Origin of the sequence: Chryseobacterium sp. D764 (assembly GCF_019317325.1) — a bacterium.
GTDB lineage: Bacteria > Bacteroidota > Bacteroidia > Flavobacteriales > Weeksellaceae > Chryseobacterium.
Window position 1 is genome coordinate 1,939,807 of the sequence record NZ_CP079219.1, and the last position, 15,725, is coordinate 1,955,531.

A 15,725-nucleotide genomic window follows, 5' to 3' on the forward strand; every position below is an offset into this window, starting at 1 on the left:
CTTACTTTTCTCTATTATATTGTTCTGAAGGGTACACCTTTGTTTTGGTTACCCACTTATTATTGATCTTTTCTTTAGTGATCACTTTTACGCGGCCTTCTACCGTCATATCTTCTTCTTTTTCAAAGACTTTATCAAGTCCTTTATTGGGAACAACAGCATATTCAGTGGTAAAAATATCACAACAGCCAGATTTTCCATAGGAGATCAGGCGCTTACGTTTCACATCCACATCAAAAATATCAAGAGCACTGGACGCAAGATCCGTAAGTTCTTTACTCTTCACAAATGCCATTCTTGTACTGTTGAATACATAAACGTCATAGGAAGCAGCGCTATAGTTTCCCATATTCCCGTTCCTTACCGCTATATCTTCAGTTCCGTCAAAATTAAAATCATTAATGATTACAGAGTTCTGTTTATTTGTCAGCTGGATCATTTTTCCCAGCCTGGGCTTTTCAGTCTGATCTGTTTCCAACACCAGATTATCCGATGCAAAAGTCTGTACCTTTGTATTTTTATGATCAAACAATTCTACAGTTCCTTTGCCGCTGCACCGGTCATCATAGCAATTTTCTACCTGGATGATTGCATCATAATTCTTTGATGCATTTTTAACCTCAAACTGATATTGTCCGAAACATGCAGGCCCCAGTAAAACAAAAGCCGGTAAATGTTTATACTTATTGAATAAATTCATGGTAATAGTAAGTGATTTAGGTGTTTTTTTCCTAACAAAAATACGAATCATAATACCGATCTCAAAATTCCGGCCTTATTATCTGTAAGGATCTGAAACATTTTAACAGCCTTTAAATAAAAGAGTGTTCAGTAATAAGAAGCTATTTCCCGCTATACGCTCATACTCCTCGCTCCGTACCTGAACCCAAGCCGCTGTGAGGTAACCGCTGCTATCGGGGCTATATCTTGGGTAATGAGCAATAATTAATGAATGATAACTTTTTTTCTCTTTATTTCTTTCATTTTCATTTAAAATTTAAACATTTTTTGATCAAATTCATTCTTATCAAAATTCATAGTAAAATTTATAAATCTGATTATCAAATATTTATACTATTTATTTTAAAAATTTCACTACTTTGTATTGCATAATACCATTTTATTTACATATCTTTGTAATGTAAAATCGAAATAGGTACAACTAGCTAGGTTCCGAACTTCGAAAATTATATAACTAATTAACAAAACTTATCAAAGATGAATACCGAAAATACCAAAGCGCAAATGCGAAAAGGAATTCTGGAATTCTGTATTCTAAGTCTCATCAATAATCGCGAAATGTATGTTTCTGATCTTATTGACGAACTGAAAAAAGGAAAACTGGATGTAGTGGAAGGAACCCTCTACCCTCTTCTTACAAGACTTAAAAACGGAGAGTTTCTCTCTTACAGATGGGAAGAATCTACAGGAGGACCACCCAGAAAATATTATCAGATCACAGAAAAAGGAAAACTTTTCCTGGATGAACTTCAAAACACATGGAATGAGCTGACAGCCTCAGTAAAAAACATCACCCAACAAAATTAAAAAACAAAGCTATGAACAAGACACTCTCAATAGGACTCGCAGGTTTTTCTTTTACAATAGAAGAACACGCATATATAAAGCTCAGCGATTACCTGAATGCTTTGAGAAGCTCACTGGATGCTTCTGAAGCTGATGAGGTAATGCATGACATAGAAATAAGAATGGTGGAGATATTCAAAGATTCTCTGGGAAAACGTGAAGTAATAAATGATACCGATGTAGAAAAGGTAATCGCACAGATCGGAAGCCCGGAAAAAATTGAAGAACAGGAAGAGGCTTATTTTTCTGAAAAAACATCTACCAGAAATACCAATTCAGGAACTTATTATTCCGATAAAAAACAACTGTTCCGTGACCCGGAAAAACAAAAAGTAGCAGGGGTTTGCGCAGGTTTAGCTCAATATGTAGGAATGGATATTACCGCAATGAGAGCAATCTGGCTGGGAATCTTTGTATTAGGAATTTTTACAGCAGCCATTTCATCTTCACTGATCGGTCTTTTATATGTAATCCTTTGGATCGTACTTCCAAAAGCTGAAACAGCAGCAGATTTCCTGAAAATGCAGGGAAAGCCTATGAACTTCGACAATCTTAAGAATGAGTCTAATAAATTGGTTCAGTTTGCCAATGAATCTACTCAGAGGGTCGGAGAAATATACAACGAAAACAAACCTTATATCAACAATGCAAGCAGCGGAATCTGGAATGTTTTCAAGTATATCGTAGGAGGATTCTTCGTATTGATGGCTGTAAGCAGCATTATCGGAGTATTTGTATTATTCGGTCTTTTCGGAATGGATACAGACTTTCCTGGTGCCAATGAAATAAGATTCTATATGGATGACCAGGGTCTTGATAAAGTATTGGCAGCCATGATGGTAATCGGAAGCTTAATTCCAGCAATCCTTTTCAGCTTATTAAGTATTAAGATATTTTCTCCAAAAACAAAACTGAGAAATATCGGATGGGTAGTAGGAGGTTTATTTCTTCTTCTGATCGGACTGGGAACGTACTTCGGAATAAGCATGGCTAAAAAAGACATGATCTACAGAGGAAGTAAGGAAGATGTAGAGAATGTGGCCATCAACACTACTTCAGATACAGTGTATGTAGATGTAAAGCAAATCAATATTCCTCAGAATTTCAAAGCTTATAATAATGACATTTATTCTGACAAAAGATCAGTGTATGAAGAAGACTATATCTCTGTAGACGTAACAAGAAAGCCAGATATTAAAACACCTTATCTGATCATCAAAAAAGAAGGAAAAGGATACAATTTCCCAATTCAGCTGACAGTTCCTGTAGAAGTTGTAAACAACAAAATACTACTTCCAAACTATATCAAATATCCATATGAACACAGATTCAGAGACTATAGCCTGGAATATGAACTTGTAGTTCCGCAAAAAGCAGTGGTTATTTCAATGAACAAAAACCATATCCATATTGATGGTGACTTAGACGGAGATGGTATCAATGATGAAGATCAGGACAACGATGAAGATAACAACGGCGTTAGAATTGAAAAAAATAAAATCACGGTAAACGGTTCTAGTATTGAGTATAACTCTGATGATCAAGACAGTATCATCGTAAATGGCAAAAAAGTTCCGAACAACCAGGCAAAGAAAGTAATTGATTCTGCAGTGTCCAATATCAAAAAATCAAATAAAGATATGGACATCAAAATCAAAGACGGAAAAAACGAAATTTCCATACAAACTAAATAATTAACTTCAGAGAGTGGTAGAAGGTGTGAGTGGATGGCAACCGTTTGAAATTCACACTCTTCTTCTCTCAGAAAAGTAAAAATAAAACCATATTTAGTTTCTTATGTAAAAAAAAAGGTTTAATTTCGTAGAGCTAAAATTTAATAACCAACCAACCAAAAACACAGCTTTATCATGATACAATTTGCAATGGAATTCGTAATGAAAATCGTAGATTTAATTAGCGGTTTGTTTTAAGAGCGATAATATTTCAATATATTTGTAAAGTATAACCAAAGTTTGGTTATACTTTTTTTGTTTTTAATTCAAGAAATCTATGAAAAAGCTGATAGGCAAAGCAATGTTAAAAATATTAGGCTGGAAGGTCGTTCTGCAGGGCGATGTTAACAACCTGAACAGGTGTATCCTAGTGGTAGCACCTCACACCCATAATATGGAATACATTTTAGGAAATTTCGCCTATTGGTCACTGGAAAAACCTTTAAAAATCATTATTAAAGATGCCCACACCAAAGCCTGGTACGGAAGTATCGTAAAAGGTCTTGGCGGTATTGGTATAGACAGAACCCAGAAAAATGATCTGGTGAATTTTGTAGCCAACCAGTTTTCCAAAGAAGATTTCAGTCTTGTTATTACCCCGGAAGGAACAAGAAGCTGGGTTCCGAAATGGAGAAAAGGATTCTATCATATGGCCCTCGCTGCAAAAGTTCCTATTGTACTGGCAGCAGGTGATTTCAAAAGAAATATTGTTTACCTGGGTTATACTATTCCTTACGAAAGAATAGCTTCCGTTCCCTTTTCAGAAATTATGAAGGAAATTCAGGACTATTATATAAAAAATGATATTGTCCCGAAAGTTCCCGAAAACTGGAATCCTGATATCATGGGAACCGGTAATGAATAAAGCTAAAAACGAAATTAATCAATCATCATTTATCAATTATAAAAAATGAAAGGTCAGACAAAAGAAGAAATATTAGCATTCATCAATAACTGGGGAGATGTAACGCTTGCCAAAACCCTTGAAATAAAATTCATCGATATTGATCTTGAAAATGAAACCCTTACTGCCACTATGCCTGTTCTTCCAAGAACACATCAGCCGTTTGGAATCATGCACGGAGGAGCAAGCTGTGTTTTGGCCGAAACTTTAGGGTCAAGCCTGTCTAATATCTTCATTGATGGTGAAAAATATTACGGAGTAGGAACCAATATCAATTCCAATCATTTAAGAAGCAAAAAGGACGGCATTGTAACGGCTACTGCACGTTTTATCAGAAAAGGAAAATCCATGCACGTTTCAGAAATTGAAATCCGTGATGAAAAAGGTGTTTTGATCAATCATACAACAATGACGAATAATATCATTAACAGATAAGTTACCACAACATAAAAAATAAAGAGCTTAAAATAAATTTAAGCTCTTTTTATTTTGACATTTTTAAGACTAGTAATACCTTTGCAGAAAGGAAAATTACTCCGGAAAGTCCTTATATTATTTCTGGTCATTGATTTTCAAAAATTCCTTCATAGCTCATGATTTATTTCAAACTCCCTTTTGACGAAAGACTACTGTCTGCTGATGAAAAAAATATAAAAAATGCAGTCAATTTTTATTCCTACAATGGTTTAGATCAAATCAGTTTCCATGGAAATATTGTTGAAGTTAATGCTGAAGAATTTACCCATACTTCAATTACAAACCAAGAATTGATCAGTGACTCAACAAATTCTGCTGCTGAAACGAAGGAAGAATACTGTAATACTCTACAGCAAGTGATTGAAGTAATCAAAGAAAACAATCTGCCTAAACTTGTTTATTCAAGAAGGAAGATTTTTACAGATTTCAAGACAATCAATTATAGAGAAAGTTTCGAAAATTTGTGTAATTCTTATCCCAATGCTTTCAGATATCTGTTTAACGACGGGCAAAACACATGGATGGGGGCTTTCTCAGAAGTTTTAGGAAAATTCAATAAAATCACCCACGAGTTTGAAACCATGGCCCTTGCCGGTACTCTTCCGGTATCTGAAGAATGGTCTGAAAAGGAAATTGAAGAACAGAAACCTGTTACTACTTATATTCAGGATATTCTTAACAATTATTCTGACAATGTAAAACAATCGGAAACCTATGATCATATTTCAGGAAATATAAAGCATTTACGCACAGATTTTAAGACCCATATTAAAGCAGAAGACCTTGACCGTATTATTCAGGACCTGCACCCTACTCCTGCTGTCTGTGGCATTCCAAAAGACTTTTGCAATGAGAATATCCGTAAATACGAAAAATTTCCACGTGAATTTTATGCCGGGTATATCAAAGTTGAAACCGAAGAAAGTATTCTGTATTTTGTAAATCTACGCTGTGCAAGGCTTTATAAAGATTCTGTACATGTTTTTGTGGGAGGTGGAATAACAGCTCAAAGCAATCCGGAGAAAGAATGGAAAGAAACGGAACTGAAGTCTGAAGCCATATTGAAAAACCTGGTTATTTCACAGAACTCCGGAAACTTTTAATATCTTGATTGATTGTACTATTTAACCACAGATTTCCGGATTTTCGCAGATATTTGCCTATAGTTTTCTTTGCTGAGTGTAACGCCATTGCGAACGATTTTAAAATGGTTTATAATCATTTTTGCGAACTTTGCGTAATAATTTGCTTCGACTAATGCCAATTGAGGTTTTATACTTTTTTGAACAGACCAAAGCACACCTATATTGAATATAAAAAACCAAAATTGTATTTAAGATAACCTATTTCCTAATCCCTATTACCTTCTACCTAATAAAACAAAAACCTCCTTCAAAATGAAAGAGGCTTATATCTATATGAAATATTCAATTATTTCTTTAAACCGATTCTACTCCATGTATCCATTACAAAAAGCAAAATAAGGCCTAATGCAGCAGCTCCAGCTGAGAACGCAAACCTAACGTTATCTTCATCTCCTAAGATATCTGTCGCTTGCCAGTTGATCGCATAAAGATTGATGGCGATGAATACAATAAACAGTACTAAAAATACTTTATAAAACTTCTTCATGACTCTTAAAAATTAATATAATTCTGCACCAACTGGGCAAAATTTGCGGTGAATAATTTAATTGAAATTGCCAAAAGGATAATTCCGAAAACTTTCTGAAGGATCATCAAAGTAGCATCCCCAATTTTCCTCTCCAACCATTTCGCTGATTTCAGCACCAAATATACGAAAATTGTATTAAGAACAATTCCGAGGATAATATTAATATCATGAAATTCAGCCCTCAGAGACAGTGCTGTGGTTAAAGTTCCAGCTCCTGCAACCAGCGGAAATGCGATGGGTACAATAGATGCAGCCTTTGCTTCAGTTGTTTTATTAATTTCAATTCCTAAAATCATTTCCAGGGCTATGACAAAAATCACAAAAGCACCGGCAATGGCAAAAGAATTTACATCTACTCCAATAAGTTTAAGGATCTTGTTTCCTACGAAAAGGAAAACAATCATAATAGCACCAGCAGTGATTGCAGCCTTTCCGGCCTCAATCTGTCCGAACTTCTGCTGAAGACTTACTATAATGGGAACCGAGCCGATAATATCGATAACGGCAAAAAGAACCATAAAGCTGGTAACGACCTCTTTAAAAGAGAAACCATCAAAAATTTCCATCTCTTTGTAATTAAAAATTTCGCAAAAATATGAAAATAAACTGACTATTTGCTAATTTGTGAATACAAATTAACAATTGTTTTCAAAAGTTCTTCAAGTGCATCAGCAGATTTCACAGGATTGTATTTCTCCATCTGAACTCTCTGCTGCAATTTATTGTATTCTTCTGCAACTGAAGCGCCTTTGTGTTTTTCAAGAAAAGTCTTAAACTCTGCTGCAGAGCCTTGAAAATACTGATTTCTCACTTCCTGATCCAATTCCTCTAGCGTTGTAAAGAACTTTTCATAATCGCCGTTATCTTTAAGATTTTCCAGATAACCGAAATAATCATTGATATCTGTTTTCAGCAATTCTCTGATCTCTTTTTCTGTTTCAGCTACTGAACCTAAAGGTTTTGACGGTATATTTTCCCTAACTAATGTACGTTTTTTTTGCCAATTTTTAAATAACAGATAAGCCACAAATAAGCTTATAAGAATGGCGATATTCGTTAAAAGGATATTCCAATGGAATTTACTTTTTTCTTTTACTTTAAATGAAGTAGTTTTTAAAACCGGTGTATTTACAGTCTCCAGTAGGTTATTAGTATACTCATTTACTTTTTCTACCGTAGAGCGGGCTTCCAGGATCTGATCGTGAGAAAAAGCATTAAGATCCAGTGTTTTTTGTCCCAAATCTACATATTCTTTATTTTCAGGATCAAAGAAAGCAAATTGCTCAGTTTTAATAGAGATTGCTCCTGATTTTTTTGGAATAATAACATAATTAGCCAGAATCTCGCCTTTCATTCCTGTAGTTCCCGGAGAAATTTTGGAGGTAATTTTCGGAGGAAAAACTTCATAATCCGGAGATGCTGCAATTTTAGGAAGTTCCATATCCGGTAAGTTTCCTTCTCCTGAAACCTTCACAACAACATTCAGCGGCTTTTTAGCTTCCGGCTTTTCTTTGGAAGCATTATATACATTGACATTAAAGTTTCCAACAGCATTTTTAAAACATTCAGGAGCTCCTTCCGGAAGCTTTCTTACATTGATTTTTACTTTATTGGAGACAATCTTCGTTTTATTAGAATAGCTGCTCACAGAAGCCGATACTCCGGGAATTTCAACAAACCCTGCTTCATTTGGAAATACCATAAACATGGCCAACACCTGTGAAGGCATATTTCCATATCCAGACGGATCTATCTCAGATTTATCAAAATTAATAGGATGTACATTGATATTATCCTGCTGTGGAAGATGGATATTTTTCACCTTTCTCAGGTTATCCATATTTCTTGAATATACTCTAAGAACAGCAATGGTAGGCTGATCCTGATAGACTTCCCTGTCATCAATTTCCATATTCAGATAGACATCATTGGATGTATTGGCCGCTAATGCTCTTCTATCAACAATATCACGGATATTGACATCGAAAGGTTCTGTTTTATAGATTCTGTTGTTTACTGTAACCAGCACAGAACCAATTTTTATTTTTCCTTTTTTCTTAGGTTCGAGAGCAATTCTCGATACTTTTTGAGTAATTAAAGTATTGGTAGCAGGATCAATCACGGTATTGGTAACAGATCCGCTTCCTATAATATTAAATTTTGAAAGATCCGGAAGCTGAAAACCTGTCTGTTGTACAAGGTCACTTCCGTTAAGTTCAAGAACAATAGTAAGGTTTACGATATCCTTCCCTGCATACTCGGATTTGTCAGCATCCAGAGTAAGATTTACCTGTCCGTAAGTAATTACGGATGCGAGGGTAAGCAATATGTAAATCAATTTGTGCTGCATCACCAATCTTTCTCGTTGCTTTCAGGCATCGAATAAGAATTTTTGTTTAAAATTCTTCTGGCGGTTTCTTTTTCTTTTTCGTTTATTTTATCTAAGATCGCATTTTCAAGATTCTTAGGCATTCTGCCTTCATTATTCTGATTCTGCTTAGGATTATCCCCCTGGTCGCTTTTACCTTCGTTTTGCGGGCCATTTCCTTGATCCTGTTTTTTATCTTTATCGCCTTTCTGATCGTCACCTTTGTTCTGATCATTTCCGCCGCCGCCTTTTCCTGAGCTATTCTCTTGGTTCTTTTGTTGTTCTTTTTCTTTCTCTTTCAGTTTGGCAATCTCATAATTTTTTCTGGTTACCTCACTGTAGGGATCCTGCTTCAGAGCTTTCTTATAAAAATCAGCCGCTTTTTCCGGCTGGTTCATCTGCATATAAGCATTTCCTAAATTATGAAGAGCGGCAGTCTTATCAGGAAGTGTTTGTGAAAGTTTCTCTGCTTTTTCAAACTCCGTCTTTGCCTCTTCGTATTTTTTACTTTTATAGAGAGCATTCCCCATATTATAGTGAGCAGTAAAATCTTTATCATTAGATTTTATTGCTTCCATATATTTTGAGGAGGCTCCGTCATAATCTTTACCGTCAAATTTCTGGTTGCCTTCATGAACTAAATTCCTGTAGTTTTCCTGCCCAGACATTAAGCCTGAGAACGAGATGACAACAATAAACGATAAAAATATGATTTTAGTATTCATCACTTGCAAAATTATTCCTTTATATGTTAAGAAACAGAGTTTTATTTGTTAAAATTCGGTTAAAGTACTTGTAGAATTTCTTCTATAAATAAGGGAAATCTACACATTAAAATCCTTTTTCGGATTAAAAATATAAATTAAAAAGAAAAACAGAATAGATACTCCAAGGAAATATTGATAATAATGATTGGCATTCTGTGATTTCACCATGGTTTCAGCACCTGCAGACTTTTTATTGACTGCATCAACAATTCTGTCCGGAGCTTCATTGATATTATTGCCATCAATATAAGTTCCGTCTGTAGATTCTGCCATTTTCTTTAAGGCTTCAGTCTGTCTCTTTGAAATAACTGTTCCACCGTTCACATCTGTTTTGTACCCCATCAGCTGCCCAAATACATATTCCGGAACCGGGGCTCCTTCGTCGGTACCAATTCCTACAGAAGTAACGCTTATACCTTCTTTATTTGCCAGTCTTATCGCTGCATTATCGTTCCCTTCGTTATCTTCACCATCACTCAGCAAGATTACTTTTCTTGATCCTTTGCTTACATTTTTAAATTTATCCGCGGCAGCCTGCATCCCTTTTAGAAAATCCGTCCCCTGAATCTGCATAGAATTGGTTTCAATCCCGCTGATATAAGTCTCTGCAGAATTATAATCTGTGGTAAGAGGCATGATAGACATTGCATGTCCGGCAAAGATGACAATACCCACCTTGTCATTATTCATTTTCTTCATTGTAGCCGTCATCAGGTTTTTAGCTTCTGCAAGGCGGCTTGGGTCTATATCCTCAGCATTCATAGAATTGGATACATCCAGCATGAAGATCACATTGTTCAGTTTCTGGGTACTTTTCACCTCTTCTGAACCATTCAAAAGATCAATGATGGAAAATATCAGAAACAATGTTCCTAATAAATATAATGCAGGAAAAAACTTCGTGAATCCTGATCTCTTTTCAAATAAGTTATCGTGAAACTGGCTGGCTGCAAAAATTTCTCTTTTTTTGTTTCTCCATTGTAAGAAACGGATCAAAAAGAAAGCTAACAGCGGCAGAAGCAACAGTAAAAATAAATACCAATAATTTCCTAAAGACCAACTCATCAGCTTAAAATTTTATAAAACACCCATCTCAATAATGCGTCAAATACCAACATTCCTAAAGCAATCCAAAGAAATATCTTGAAATATTCTTCATAATTGTACAGTTTGGAAACTTTCACATCAGATTTTTCCAGCTGGTTGATCTCATCATATATTTCTTCCAGACTACTGTTTGAGGTTGCTCTGAAGTATTTCCCTCCTGTAGTCTGTGCAATTTCTTTCAAGGTATTTTCATCAATAGTCACTTCCGTTTCCGTAAAGATAAGATCTCCAAAAATGTCCTGCGATGTCGGCATCAGAGCATACCCATTGGTACCGATTCCGATTGCATATACTTTTATATTATTATTTTTTGCCAGCTCAGCTGCAACCTGTGGAGGAATGGCATTCTGAATATTGCTTACCCCATCCGTCATCAGGATCACCACTTTACTTTTTGCTTTGCTTTTAACCAAATGATTCACTGCAACAGAAAGACCTTCTCCGATAGCCGTACCAGGTTCAAGACCTGCAGAATTCAGGTTTTTAATTTCATCAACCACCACCTGATGATCTGAAGTAACCGGAACTTTGGTAAAGGCTTCTGCAGCATAAGCTACCACTCCAATTCTGTCATTGGGACGTTTCTGAACAAATTTTACAGCAATATCTTTCAATGCTGTAATTCTGTCGGGATTCAGATCCTTTGCAAGCATACTTAACGAAACGTCAATGGACAGCATAATATCTACTCCTTTTGTATCATCCCTGTCTTGAGAAATCGTAAACGTTCTCGGTCTGGCCATGGCAATAATCAAGGCAGAAAGAATAATATACTTTGAGATTTTCAGTAAAAAAAGTACCCCCTGGATTCCATCGCTATGGTCCATATTTTTTATGGTAGGCACTTTTATACCTTTTCTTCTCTGTTTTCCGGTATCCTTAATTAAAAGTGGGATAAACAATAGAAAAAGTAACAAGAACCATGGGCTGTAAAATTCAAAATTAAACATCCTTTCTTAAGTTTTCGAATTCTAAATCTTTGGATGATCTTTTCACAAAATCTCTGATATTGGCAAAATCGGTCTCCATTGTATTTTGATCAGGGAAGGTTTTGGCAAATTTCACCAGATCTCCTCTCAGGAATACATCCTCTATTATTTTTTCGTTGTCCTGTGAAATTGTATTGTTCTTTTTCATGACATCAATAAGGTCATCTGTAAGAAGAACATCTGCAGGAAGATGGTATTGTTTGGTAATGAAGGTTCTGGAAATATCGATCAGTTCAACATAGAATGAACGGAAGTTTCCTCCTTCAATATATTTTTTCTTTTTAAGTGAGTCAAGCTCTTTCAAAGTCTGATTGGTAGCTATTACCGGAGAACTTTTGGATTTCCTGCCCCATTTTACAATCATAACAATAGCAATGATTAAAGCAATACCTGCGAGTGCTGCCAGAATATAAAACTTGTAAAGCTCCCAATAATCCTTAGCGTCAAGTTTCACCTGCTTATTACTCATGATATCATTGATCTGATCTGCTTTCTGAGCCGTATTAATGACATCTATTTCATAAGGAATAGTTGTAAGTACTTTATCTCCTACTTTGAATTCCAGTTCCGGAATAGTAAACTTCCCTTCGTCGAAAACAGCAAATTCAATCTTTCTTTCGTAAGAATTAGCCGTCTGACCGATACTGTCTTTGGTTTCTTCAAAATGAAAAGGGAGCAGTTCATTTTTCGGAGCGGAAGTTACCTGCTGCTCATTAAGATTATCAATCTTTATGGTAATATGATTGATTTCTCCAAGAGCAAGGGTTTTCTTTTCTACGTTAGAGGATAATATCTGTGAAAAAGCATTCGCACAGATCAGAAAAGATAATATTAAAAGTATTTTTCTCAATGTTAAAATAATAAAGGCAAATGCCTGATGTTTTTAGTTACGAGCTGAGCCCGTGTTATTTTTTCTGAAAATAATTATACAACAATTTTGAATAATCTGAGCCGGTATTAATATTCATAAAACTGGCAGAGCTGTTGGCAAAATCTTCTTCCAGAGCTCTCAGCTTTTGTTTTTGAGCTTCAGCGAAGGTATACCGCCATCTTGCACTGGAAGTATTGGCCCATATTTCTTTTCCGGTTTCCACATCAAGTAAACGGGCATATCCTACGTCAGGAATTTCATTATCTTTTTCATCATAAATCCTCATTCCCAACAACTGATGCTTCTTTGAAGCTACTCTCAGCATTTTGGAATCATATTCATCTCCAAAATCTGAAAACAGAAAAACCAAAGATTTCCTTTTAAAAATCCCCATCATATATTCCATAGCTTTGTCTATTCTGGATTCTGCCGGAACATAATCTGCGGTCAGAATATTACTGATAATGGAAAGAATATGTTTTCTTCCTTTTTGAGGAGGAATTACTTTATATACTTTATCAGCAAACAGGATCAATCCTACTTTATCATTGTTTCCGGCTGCTGAAAATCCTAGGCTTGCTGCTATTTCGGCTACATATTCTCTTTTCAGCTGAACTTTCGTACCATAATCCATGGAAGCAGAAATATCAACAAGAATCATCATCGTCAATTCCCTTTCTTCCTCCATTACTTTTACGAATGGCTCACGGAATCTTGCAGTTTTATTCCAGTCGATTCTTCTGATTTCATCTCCAAACTGGTAAGGACGAACTTCAGAGAAAGTCATCCCCTGCCCTTTAAAAGCGCTGTGATATTGCCCCATCAAAGCAGCCTCCGTCTTTTTTCTGGTACGGATTTCAATCTGCTTTACTTTTTTTACAATATCTTTTATCTGCATAGACCAAATTAAGGTTTAAAATTCAAAGTTTAATGTTGAATACAGGATGATAGTTTCAAGTTAATCTTTCAACTCAATAGATACATTCAACCATTCGTTATCAAACTTCGGACTGTATTTTTTATAAAAATTGATGGCTGGCTCATTCCAGTTCAATACCTGGAACACCATTCCACTGTAATTTTTTGATTTTCCATATTCCAGCGTAGCATCAAACAGCATTTTTCCGATCTGTTTTCCTCTCAGTCTTTCTGTCACAACAAGATCTTCAAGATACAGCCTTCTTCCTTTCCATGTTGAATATCTGTCATAATACAGCGATATTCCCACTATTTCACCTTCAAATTCTGCCACAAAAGCTCCCCAGACCGGAGTAACTCCAAAACCATCCTGAATAAATTCATCCAGCGTCACCGTTACTTCATGCAATGCTTTTTCATATTCCGCCAGCTCTTTAATTAAATCCAGCATGGAAGCACAGTCCTCCAGAACTGCTTTTCTGATTAGTACATTACTCATTACGGGGCCTGGATTTTTGCTAAAATTCTATTAACGATTTCTTCTGATGAAACTTCTTCTGCTTCAGCCTCGAAAGTCAAGCCTATTCTGTGTCTCAATACATCTTTTGCCAATGCTTTTACATCTTCAGGAATCACAAAGGCTCTTCCCTTTAGGAATGCATATGCTCTTGAAGCGATAGCAAGGTTAATAGATGCTCTTGGAGACGCCCCAAAGCTGATATAATTTTTAAGATCAGAAAGACCGTAATTTTCCGGATAACGCGTCGCAAAAACCATATCCAGAATATATTTTTCAATTTTCTCATCCAGGTAAATCTGGTTGATCAATTCTTTTGCATCTACAATATCCTGAAGAGAAATCACAGGTTTCACAGTCGGCTGATGTGAAGTTGAAACCATTCTCATTACCTGCCTTTCATCTTCAAAAGAAGGATAATCTATGGTACATTTCAACATAAAACGGTCACTCTGTGCTTCAGGCAGCAAATAAGTTCCTTCCTGATCAATGGGGTTTTGGGTTGCCAATACCAGGAACGGCTTCGGCAGCTTCATTGTTTCATCACCAATGGTCACCTGCTTTTCCTGCATTACCTCCAAAAGAGCCGACTGCACTTTTGCCGGCGCACGGTTGATCTCATCTGCCAGTACAAAGTTCGCGAATACAGGACCTTTTTTTATAGAAAAATCATTGTCTTTGATATTGTAAATCATGGTTCCCACTACGTCTGCAGGAAGCAAATCCGGTGTAAACTGAATTCTTGAAAATTCACCATGAACAGCATCTGCCAACGTTTTTATGGCAAGGGTTTTAGCCAATCCCGGCACCCCTTCAAGAAGAACGTGACCATTCCCCAAAAGCCCTACCAAAAGACGGTCTACCATGTAATCCTGCCCAATAATAACTTTGTTGATTTCCTGTCTCAGAAGAGAAAATAAGTAGTTTTTTTCTTTTACTTTTTCCGTCAATTGGCGGATATCTTCAGCTTGATATATCTCTGACATAGCTTGATTTAAAATAAGTGGTAAATTTCTGATAAATACTTGCATTAATCAACACAATAAATGCCATTTTTGAGTTAAAGTTTGTTAAATATTCCAGTATTGATGCAAGGTTAAGAACTGCTGAAAGCTTAAAACTCAATAAGATTATTCTATTTTTTCATAAAAATATATAAATTTTGCTTTAATCACCTGCTCAAAAATTGTCATTTCCAGTTTATTAAACTATTTTTGGTGATTAAAAATTTCGCAAAATGAATTATCATTTTCAAGCGCACAGACAGGTAAGAAAGAACCTTTTAGACGTCCTTCAGAACACATCCCATGAAGATCTGATTCTTATTCCGGATGGTTTCAACAATAATATTTACTGGAATATTGCTCATACTGTTGCTACACAGCAGCTTTTGCATTATTACCTAAGCGGAAATCCTTTCCGTATTGACAAATATTGGATCGAAACTTACAAAAAAGGAACTTTACCGAATTTAAATGTTCAGAAGTCGGAAGTAGAAGATTTAGAGTTTTTACTTACGGAAACTTCGAAGATTTTAATGAAGGATTATGACAGTGATTTCTTCTCAGACTACACTCCTTACACGACAAGTTTTGGGATGGATCTGAAAAGCATTCAGGATGCCATTATCTTCAACAACATGCATGAAAGCCTTCACTACGGATATGTGATGGCGCAGAAAAGAGCAATTTTAGGAGAGAAAGGAAGATAGTAAATCTTGCTGCGCAAGTCAATGGTTAAATGTGAATATTTACACACCAAAATTGACTTACAACGTAAAATTCACGATTGACAATTCACTCTATAACTATAT

17 protein-coding genes are annotated in these 15,725 nt (G+C 35.7%); 6 read left to right on the top strand and 11 right to left on the bottom strand.

Features of this window, described 5'->3' with window-relative positions; translation table 11 throughout:
- Position 1: 1 nt before the first annotated feature.
- The gene (locus KYG33_RS08710) at positions 2-700 is read right to left on the bottom strand and encodes an XAC2610-related protein (protein ID WP_077418362.1); all 699 of its coding nucleotides are present in this window, start codon (positions 698-700) and stop codon (positions 2-4) included.
- A gap of 518 nt (positions 701-1,218) precedes the next feature.
- Here KYG33_RS08710 and KYG33_RS08715 point away from each other — a divergent pair.
- The 5 genes from KYG33_RS08715 to KYG33_RS08735 all read left to right on the top strand — a co-directional run bounded on the left by KYG33_RS08715 (position 1,219) and on the right by KYG33_RS08735 (position 5,804).
- The gene (locus KYG33_RS08715; protein ID WP_047387534.1) at positions 1,219-1,548 is read left to right on the top strand and encodes a PadR family transcriptional regulator; all 330 of its coding nucleotides are present in this window, start codon (positions 1,219-1,221) and stop codon (positions 1,546-1,548) included.
- Between the two features lie 11 nt (positions 1,549-1,559).
- Positions 1,560-3,281 (top strand): PspC domain-containing protein, encoded by a 1,722-nt coding sequence (locus KYG33_RS08720; protein WP_219073084.1) that lies wholly within the window; start codon positions 1,560-1,562, stop codon positions 3,279-3,281.
- A 316-nt stretch (positions 3,282-3,597) separates the two neighbouring features.
- Positions 3,598-4,185: a 1-acyl-sn-glycerol-3-phosphate acyltransferase gene (locus KYG33_RS08725; protein ID WP_077418358.1), complete on the top strand. Its 588-nt coding sequence runs from the start codon at positions 3,598-3,600 to the stop codon at positions 4,183-4,185.
- Between the two features lie 45 nt (positions 4,186-4,230).
- Entirely contained in the window at positions 4,231-4,659 is a 429-nt protein-coding gene (locus tag KYG33_RS08730) for a PaaI family thioesterase (protein ID WP_149386627.1), read from the top strand.
- 158 nt (positions 4,660-4,817) lie between these two features.
- Positions 4,818-5,804, top strand: coding sequence for a chorismate-binding protein (locus tag KYG33_RS08735; RefSeq protein WP_219073085.1), 987 nt, complete (start codon positions 4,818-4,820; stop codon positions 5,802-5,804).
- A 328-nt stretch (positions 5,805-6,132) separates the two neighbouring features.
- On the opposite strand, the gene KYG33_RS08740 is transcribed toward KYG33_RS08735, so the two are convergent.
- The 10 genes from KYG33_RS08740 to KYG33_RS08785 form a co-directional block, all read right to left on the bottom strand.
- Positions 6,133-6,333, bottom strand: coding sequence for a hypothetical protein (locus KYG33_RS08740; protein WP_047387519.1), 201 nt, complete (start codon positions 6,331-6,333; stop codon positions 6,133-6,135).
- A 5-nt stretch (positions 6,334-6,338) separates the two neighbouring features.
- Positions 6,339-6,941 carry a MarC family protein gene (locus KYG33_RS08745; RefSeq protein ID WP_047387516.1) on the bottom strand — a complete coding sequence of 201 codons (603 nt, stop codon included), beginning with the start codon at positions 6,939-6,941 and terminating at the stop codon, positions 6,339-6,341.
- Positions 6,942-6,985: 44 nt separating this feature from the next.
- Positions 6,986-8,701, bottom strand: coding sequence for a BatD family protein (locus tag KYG33_RS08750; protein WP_257468966.1), 1,716 nt, complete (start codon positions 8,699-8,701; stop codon positions 6,986-6,988).
- A 23-nt stretch (positions 8,702-8,724) separates the two neighbouring features.
- Positions 8,725-9,468: a tetratricopeptide repeat protein gene (locus tag KYG33_RS08755; protein ID WP_219073087.1), complete on the bottom strand. Its 744-nt coding sequence runs from the start codon at positions 9,466-9,468 to the stop codon at positions 8,725-8,727.
- 99 nt (positions 9,469-9,567) lie between these two features.
- Positions 9,568-10,575, bottom strand: a complete 1,008-nt coding sequence (locus KYG33_RS08760) for a vWA domain-containing protein (protein WP_077418348.1) — start codon at positions 10,573-10,575, stop codon at positions 9,568-9,570.
- Positions 10,575-11,567, bottom strand: a complete 993-nt coding sequence (locus KYG33_RS08765; protein WP_077418346.1) for a VWA domain-containing protein — start codon at positions 11,565-11,567, stop codon at positions 10,575-10,577. Before KYG33_RS08765 ends, KYG33_RS08760 begins: the two co-directional genes overlap by 1 nt.
- Complete coding sequence (locus tag KYG33_RS08770) at positions 11,560-12,456, bottom strand: BatD family protein (RefSeq protein ID WP_077418344.1); 897 nt, start codon at positions 12,454-12,456, stop codon at positions 11,560-11,562. Before KYG33_RS08770 ends, KYG33_RS08765 begins: the two co-directional genes overlap by 8 nt.
- 55 nt (positions 12,457-12,511) lie before the next feature.
- Positions 12,512-13,375, bottom strand: a complete 864-nt coding sequence (locus KYG33_RS08775) for a DUF58 domain-containing protein (RefSeq protein WP_047378531.1) — start codon at positions 13,373-13,375, stop codon at positions 12,512-12,514.
- Between the two features lie 60 nt (positions 13,376-13,435).
- Entirely contained in the window at positions 13,436-13,894 is a 459-nt protein-coding gene (locus KYG33_RS08780) for a GNAT family N-acetyltransferase (RefSeq protein ID WP_219073088.1), read from the bottom strand.
- Complete coding sequence (locus KYG33_RS08785) at positions 13,894-14,898, bottom strand: AAA family ATPase (RefSeq protein ID WP_077418735.1); 1,005 nt, start codon at positions 14,896-14,898, stop codon at positions 13,894-13,896. Before KYG33_RS08785 ends, KYG33_RS08780 begins: the two co-directional genes overlap by 1 nt.
- A 251-nt stretch (positions 14,899-15,149) precedes the next feature.
- On the opposite strand from KYG33_RS08785, the gene KYG33_RS08790 reads away from it, so the two are divergent.
- A complete protein-coding gene (locus KYG33_RS08790; RefSeq protein WP_047387497.1) occupies positions 15,150-15,623 on the top strand; it encodes a DinB family protein in 474 nt (157 codons plus the stop codon).
- Positions 15,624-15,725: the final 102 nt, after the last annotated feature.

What these genes read in the sequence shown, in the direction of transcription:
- KYG33_RS08710 (WP_077418362.1), bottom strand. Translation starts at nt 700, where the DNA reads ATGAATTTATTCAATAAGTATAAACATTTACCGGCTTTTGTTTTACTG.
- KYG33_RS08715 (WP_047387534.1), top strand. Translation starts at nt 1,219, where the DNA reads ATGAATACCGAAAATACCAAAGCGCAAATGCGAAAAGGAATTCTGGAA.
- KYG33_RS08720 (WP_219073084.1), top strand. Translation starts at nt 1,560, where the DNA reads ATGAACAAGACACTCTCAATAGGACTCGCAGGTTTTTCTTTTACAATA.
- KYG33_RS08725 (WP_077418358.1), top strand. Translation starts at nt 3,598, where the DNA reads ATGAAAAAGCTGATAGGCAAAGCAATGTTAAAAATATTAGGCTGGAAG.
- KYG33_RS08730 (WP_149386627.1), top strand. Translation starts at nt 4,231, where the DNA reads ATGAAAGGTCAGACAAAAGAAGAAATATTAGCATTCATCAATAACTGG.
- KYG33_RS08735 (WP_219073085.1), top strand. Translation starts at nt 4,818, where the DNA reads ATGATTTATTTCAAACTCCCTTTTGACGAAAGACTACTGTCTGCTGAT.
- KYG33_RS08740 (WP_047387519.1), bottom strand. Translation starts at nt 6,333, where the DNA reads ATGAAGAAGTTTTATAAAGTATTTTTAGTACTGTTTATTGTATTCATC.
- KYG33_RS08745 (WP_047387516.1), bottom strand. Translation starts at nt 6,941, where the DNA reads ATGGAAATTTTTGATGGTTTCTCTTTTAAAGAGGTCGTTACCAGCTTT.
- KYG33_RS08755 (WP_219073087.1), bottom strand. Translation starts at nt 9,468, where the DNA reads ATGAATACTAAAATCATATTTTTATCGTTTATTGTTGTCATCTCGTTC.
- KYG33_RS08760 (WP_077418348.1), bottom strand. Translation starts at nt 10,575, where the DNA reads ATGAGTTGGTCTTTAGGAAATTATTGGTATTTATTTTTACTGTTGCTT.
- KYG33_RS08765 (WP_077418346.1), bottom strand. Translation starts at nt 11,567, where the DNA reads ATGTTTAATTTTGAATTTTACAGCCCATGGTTCTTGTTACTTTTTCTA.
- KYG33_RS08775 (WP_047378531.1), bottom strand. Translation starts at nt 13,375, where the DNA reads ATGCAGATAAAAGATATTGTAAAAAAAGTAAAGCAGATTGAAATCCGT.
- KYG33_RS08780 (WP_219073088.1), bottom strand. Translation starts at nt 13,894, where the DNA reads ATGAGTAATGTACTAATCAGAAAAGCAGTTCTGGAGGACTGTGCTTCC.
- KYG33_RS08785 (WP_077418735.1), bottom strand. Translation starts at nt 14,898, where the DNA reads ATGTCAGAGATATATCAAGCTGAAGATATCCGCCAATTGACGGAAAAA.
- KYG33_RS08790 (WP_047387497.1), top strand. Translation starts at nt 15,150, where the DNA reads ATGAATTATCATTTTCAAGCGCACAGACAGGTAAGAAAGAACCTTTTA.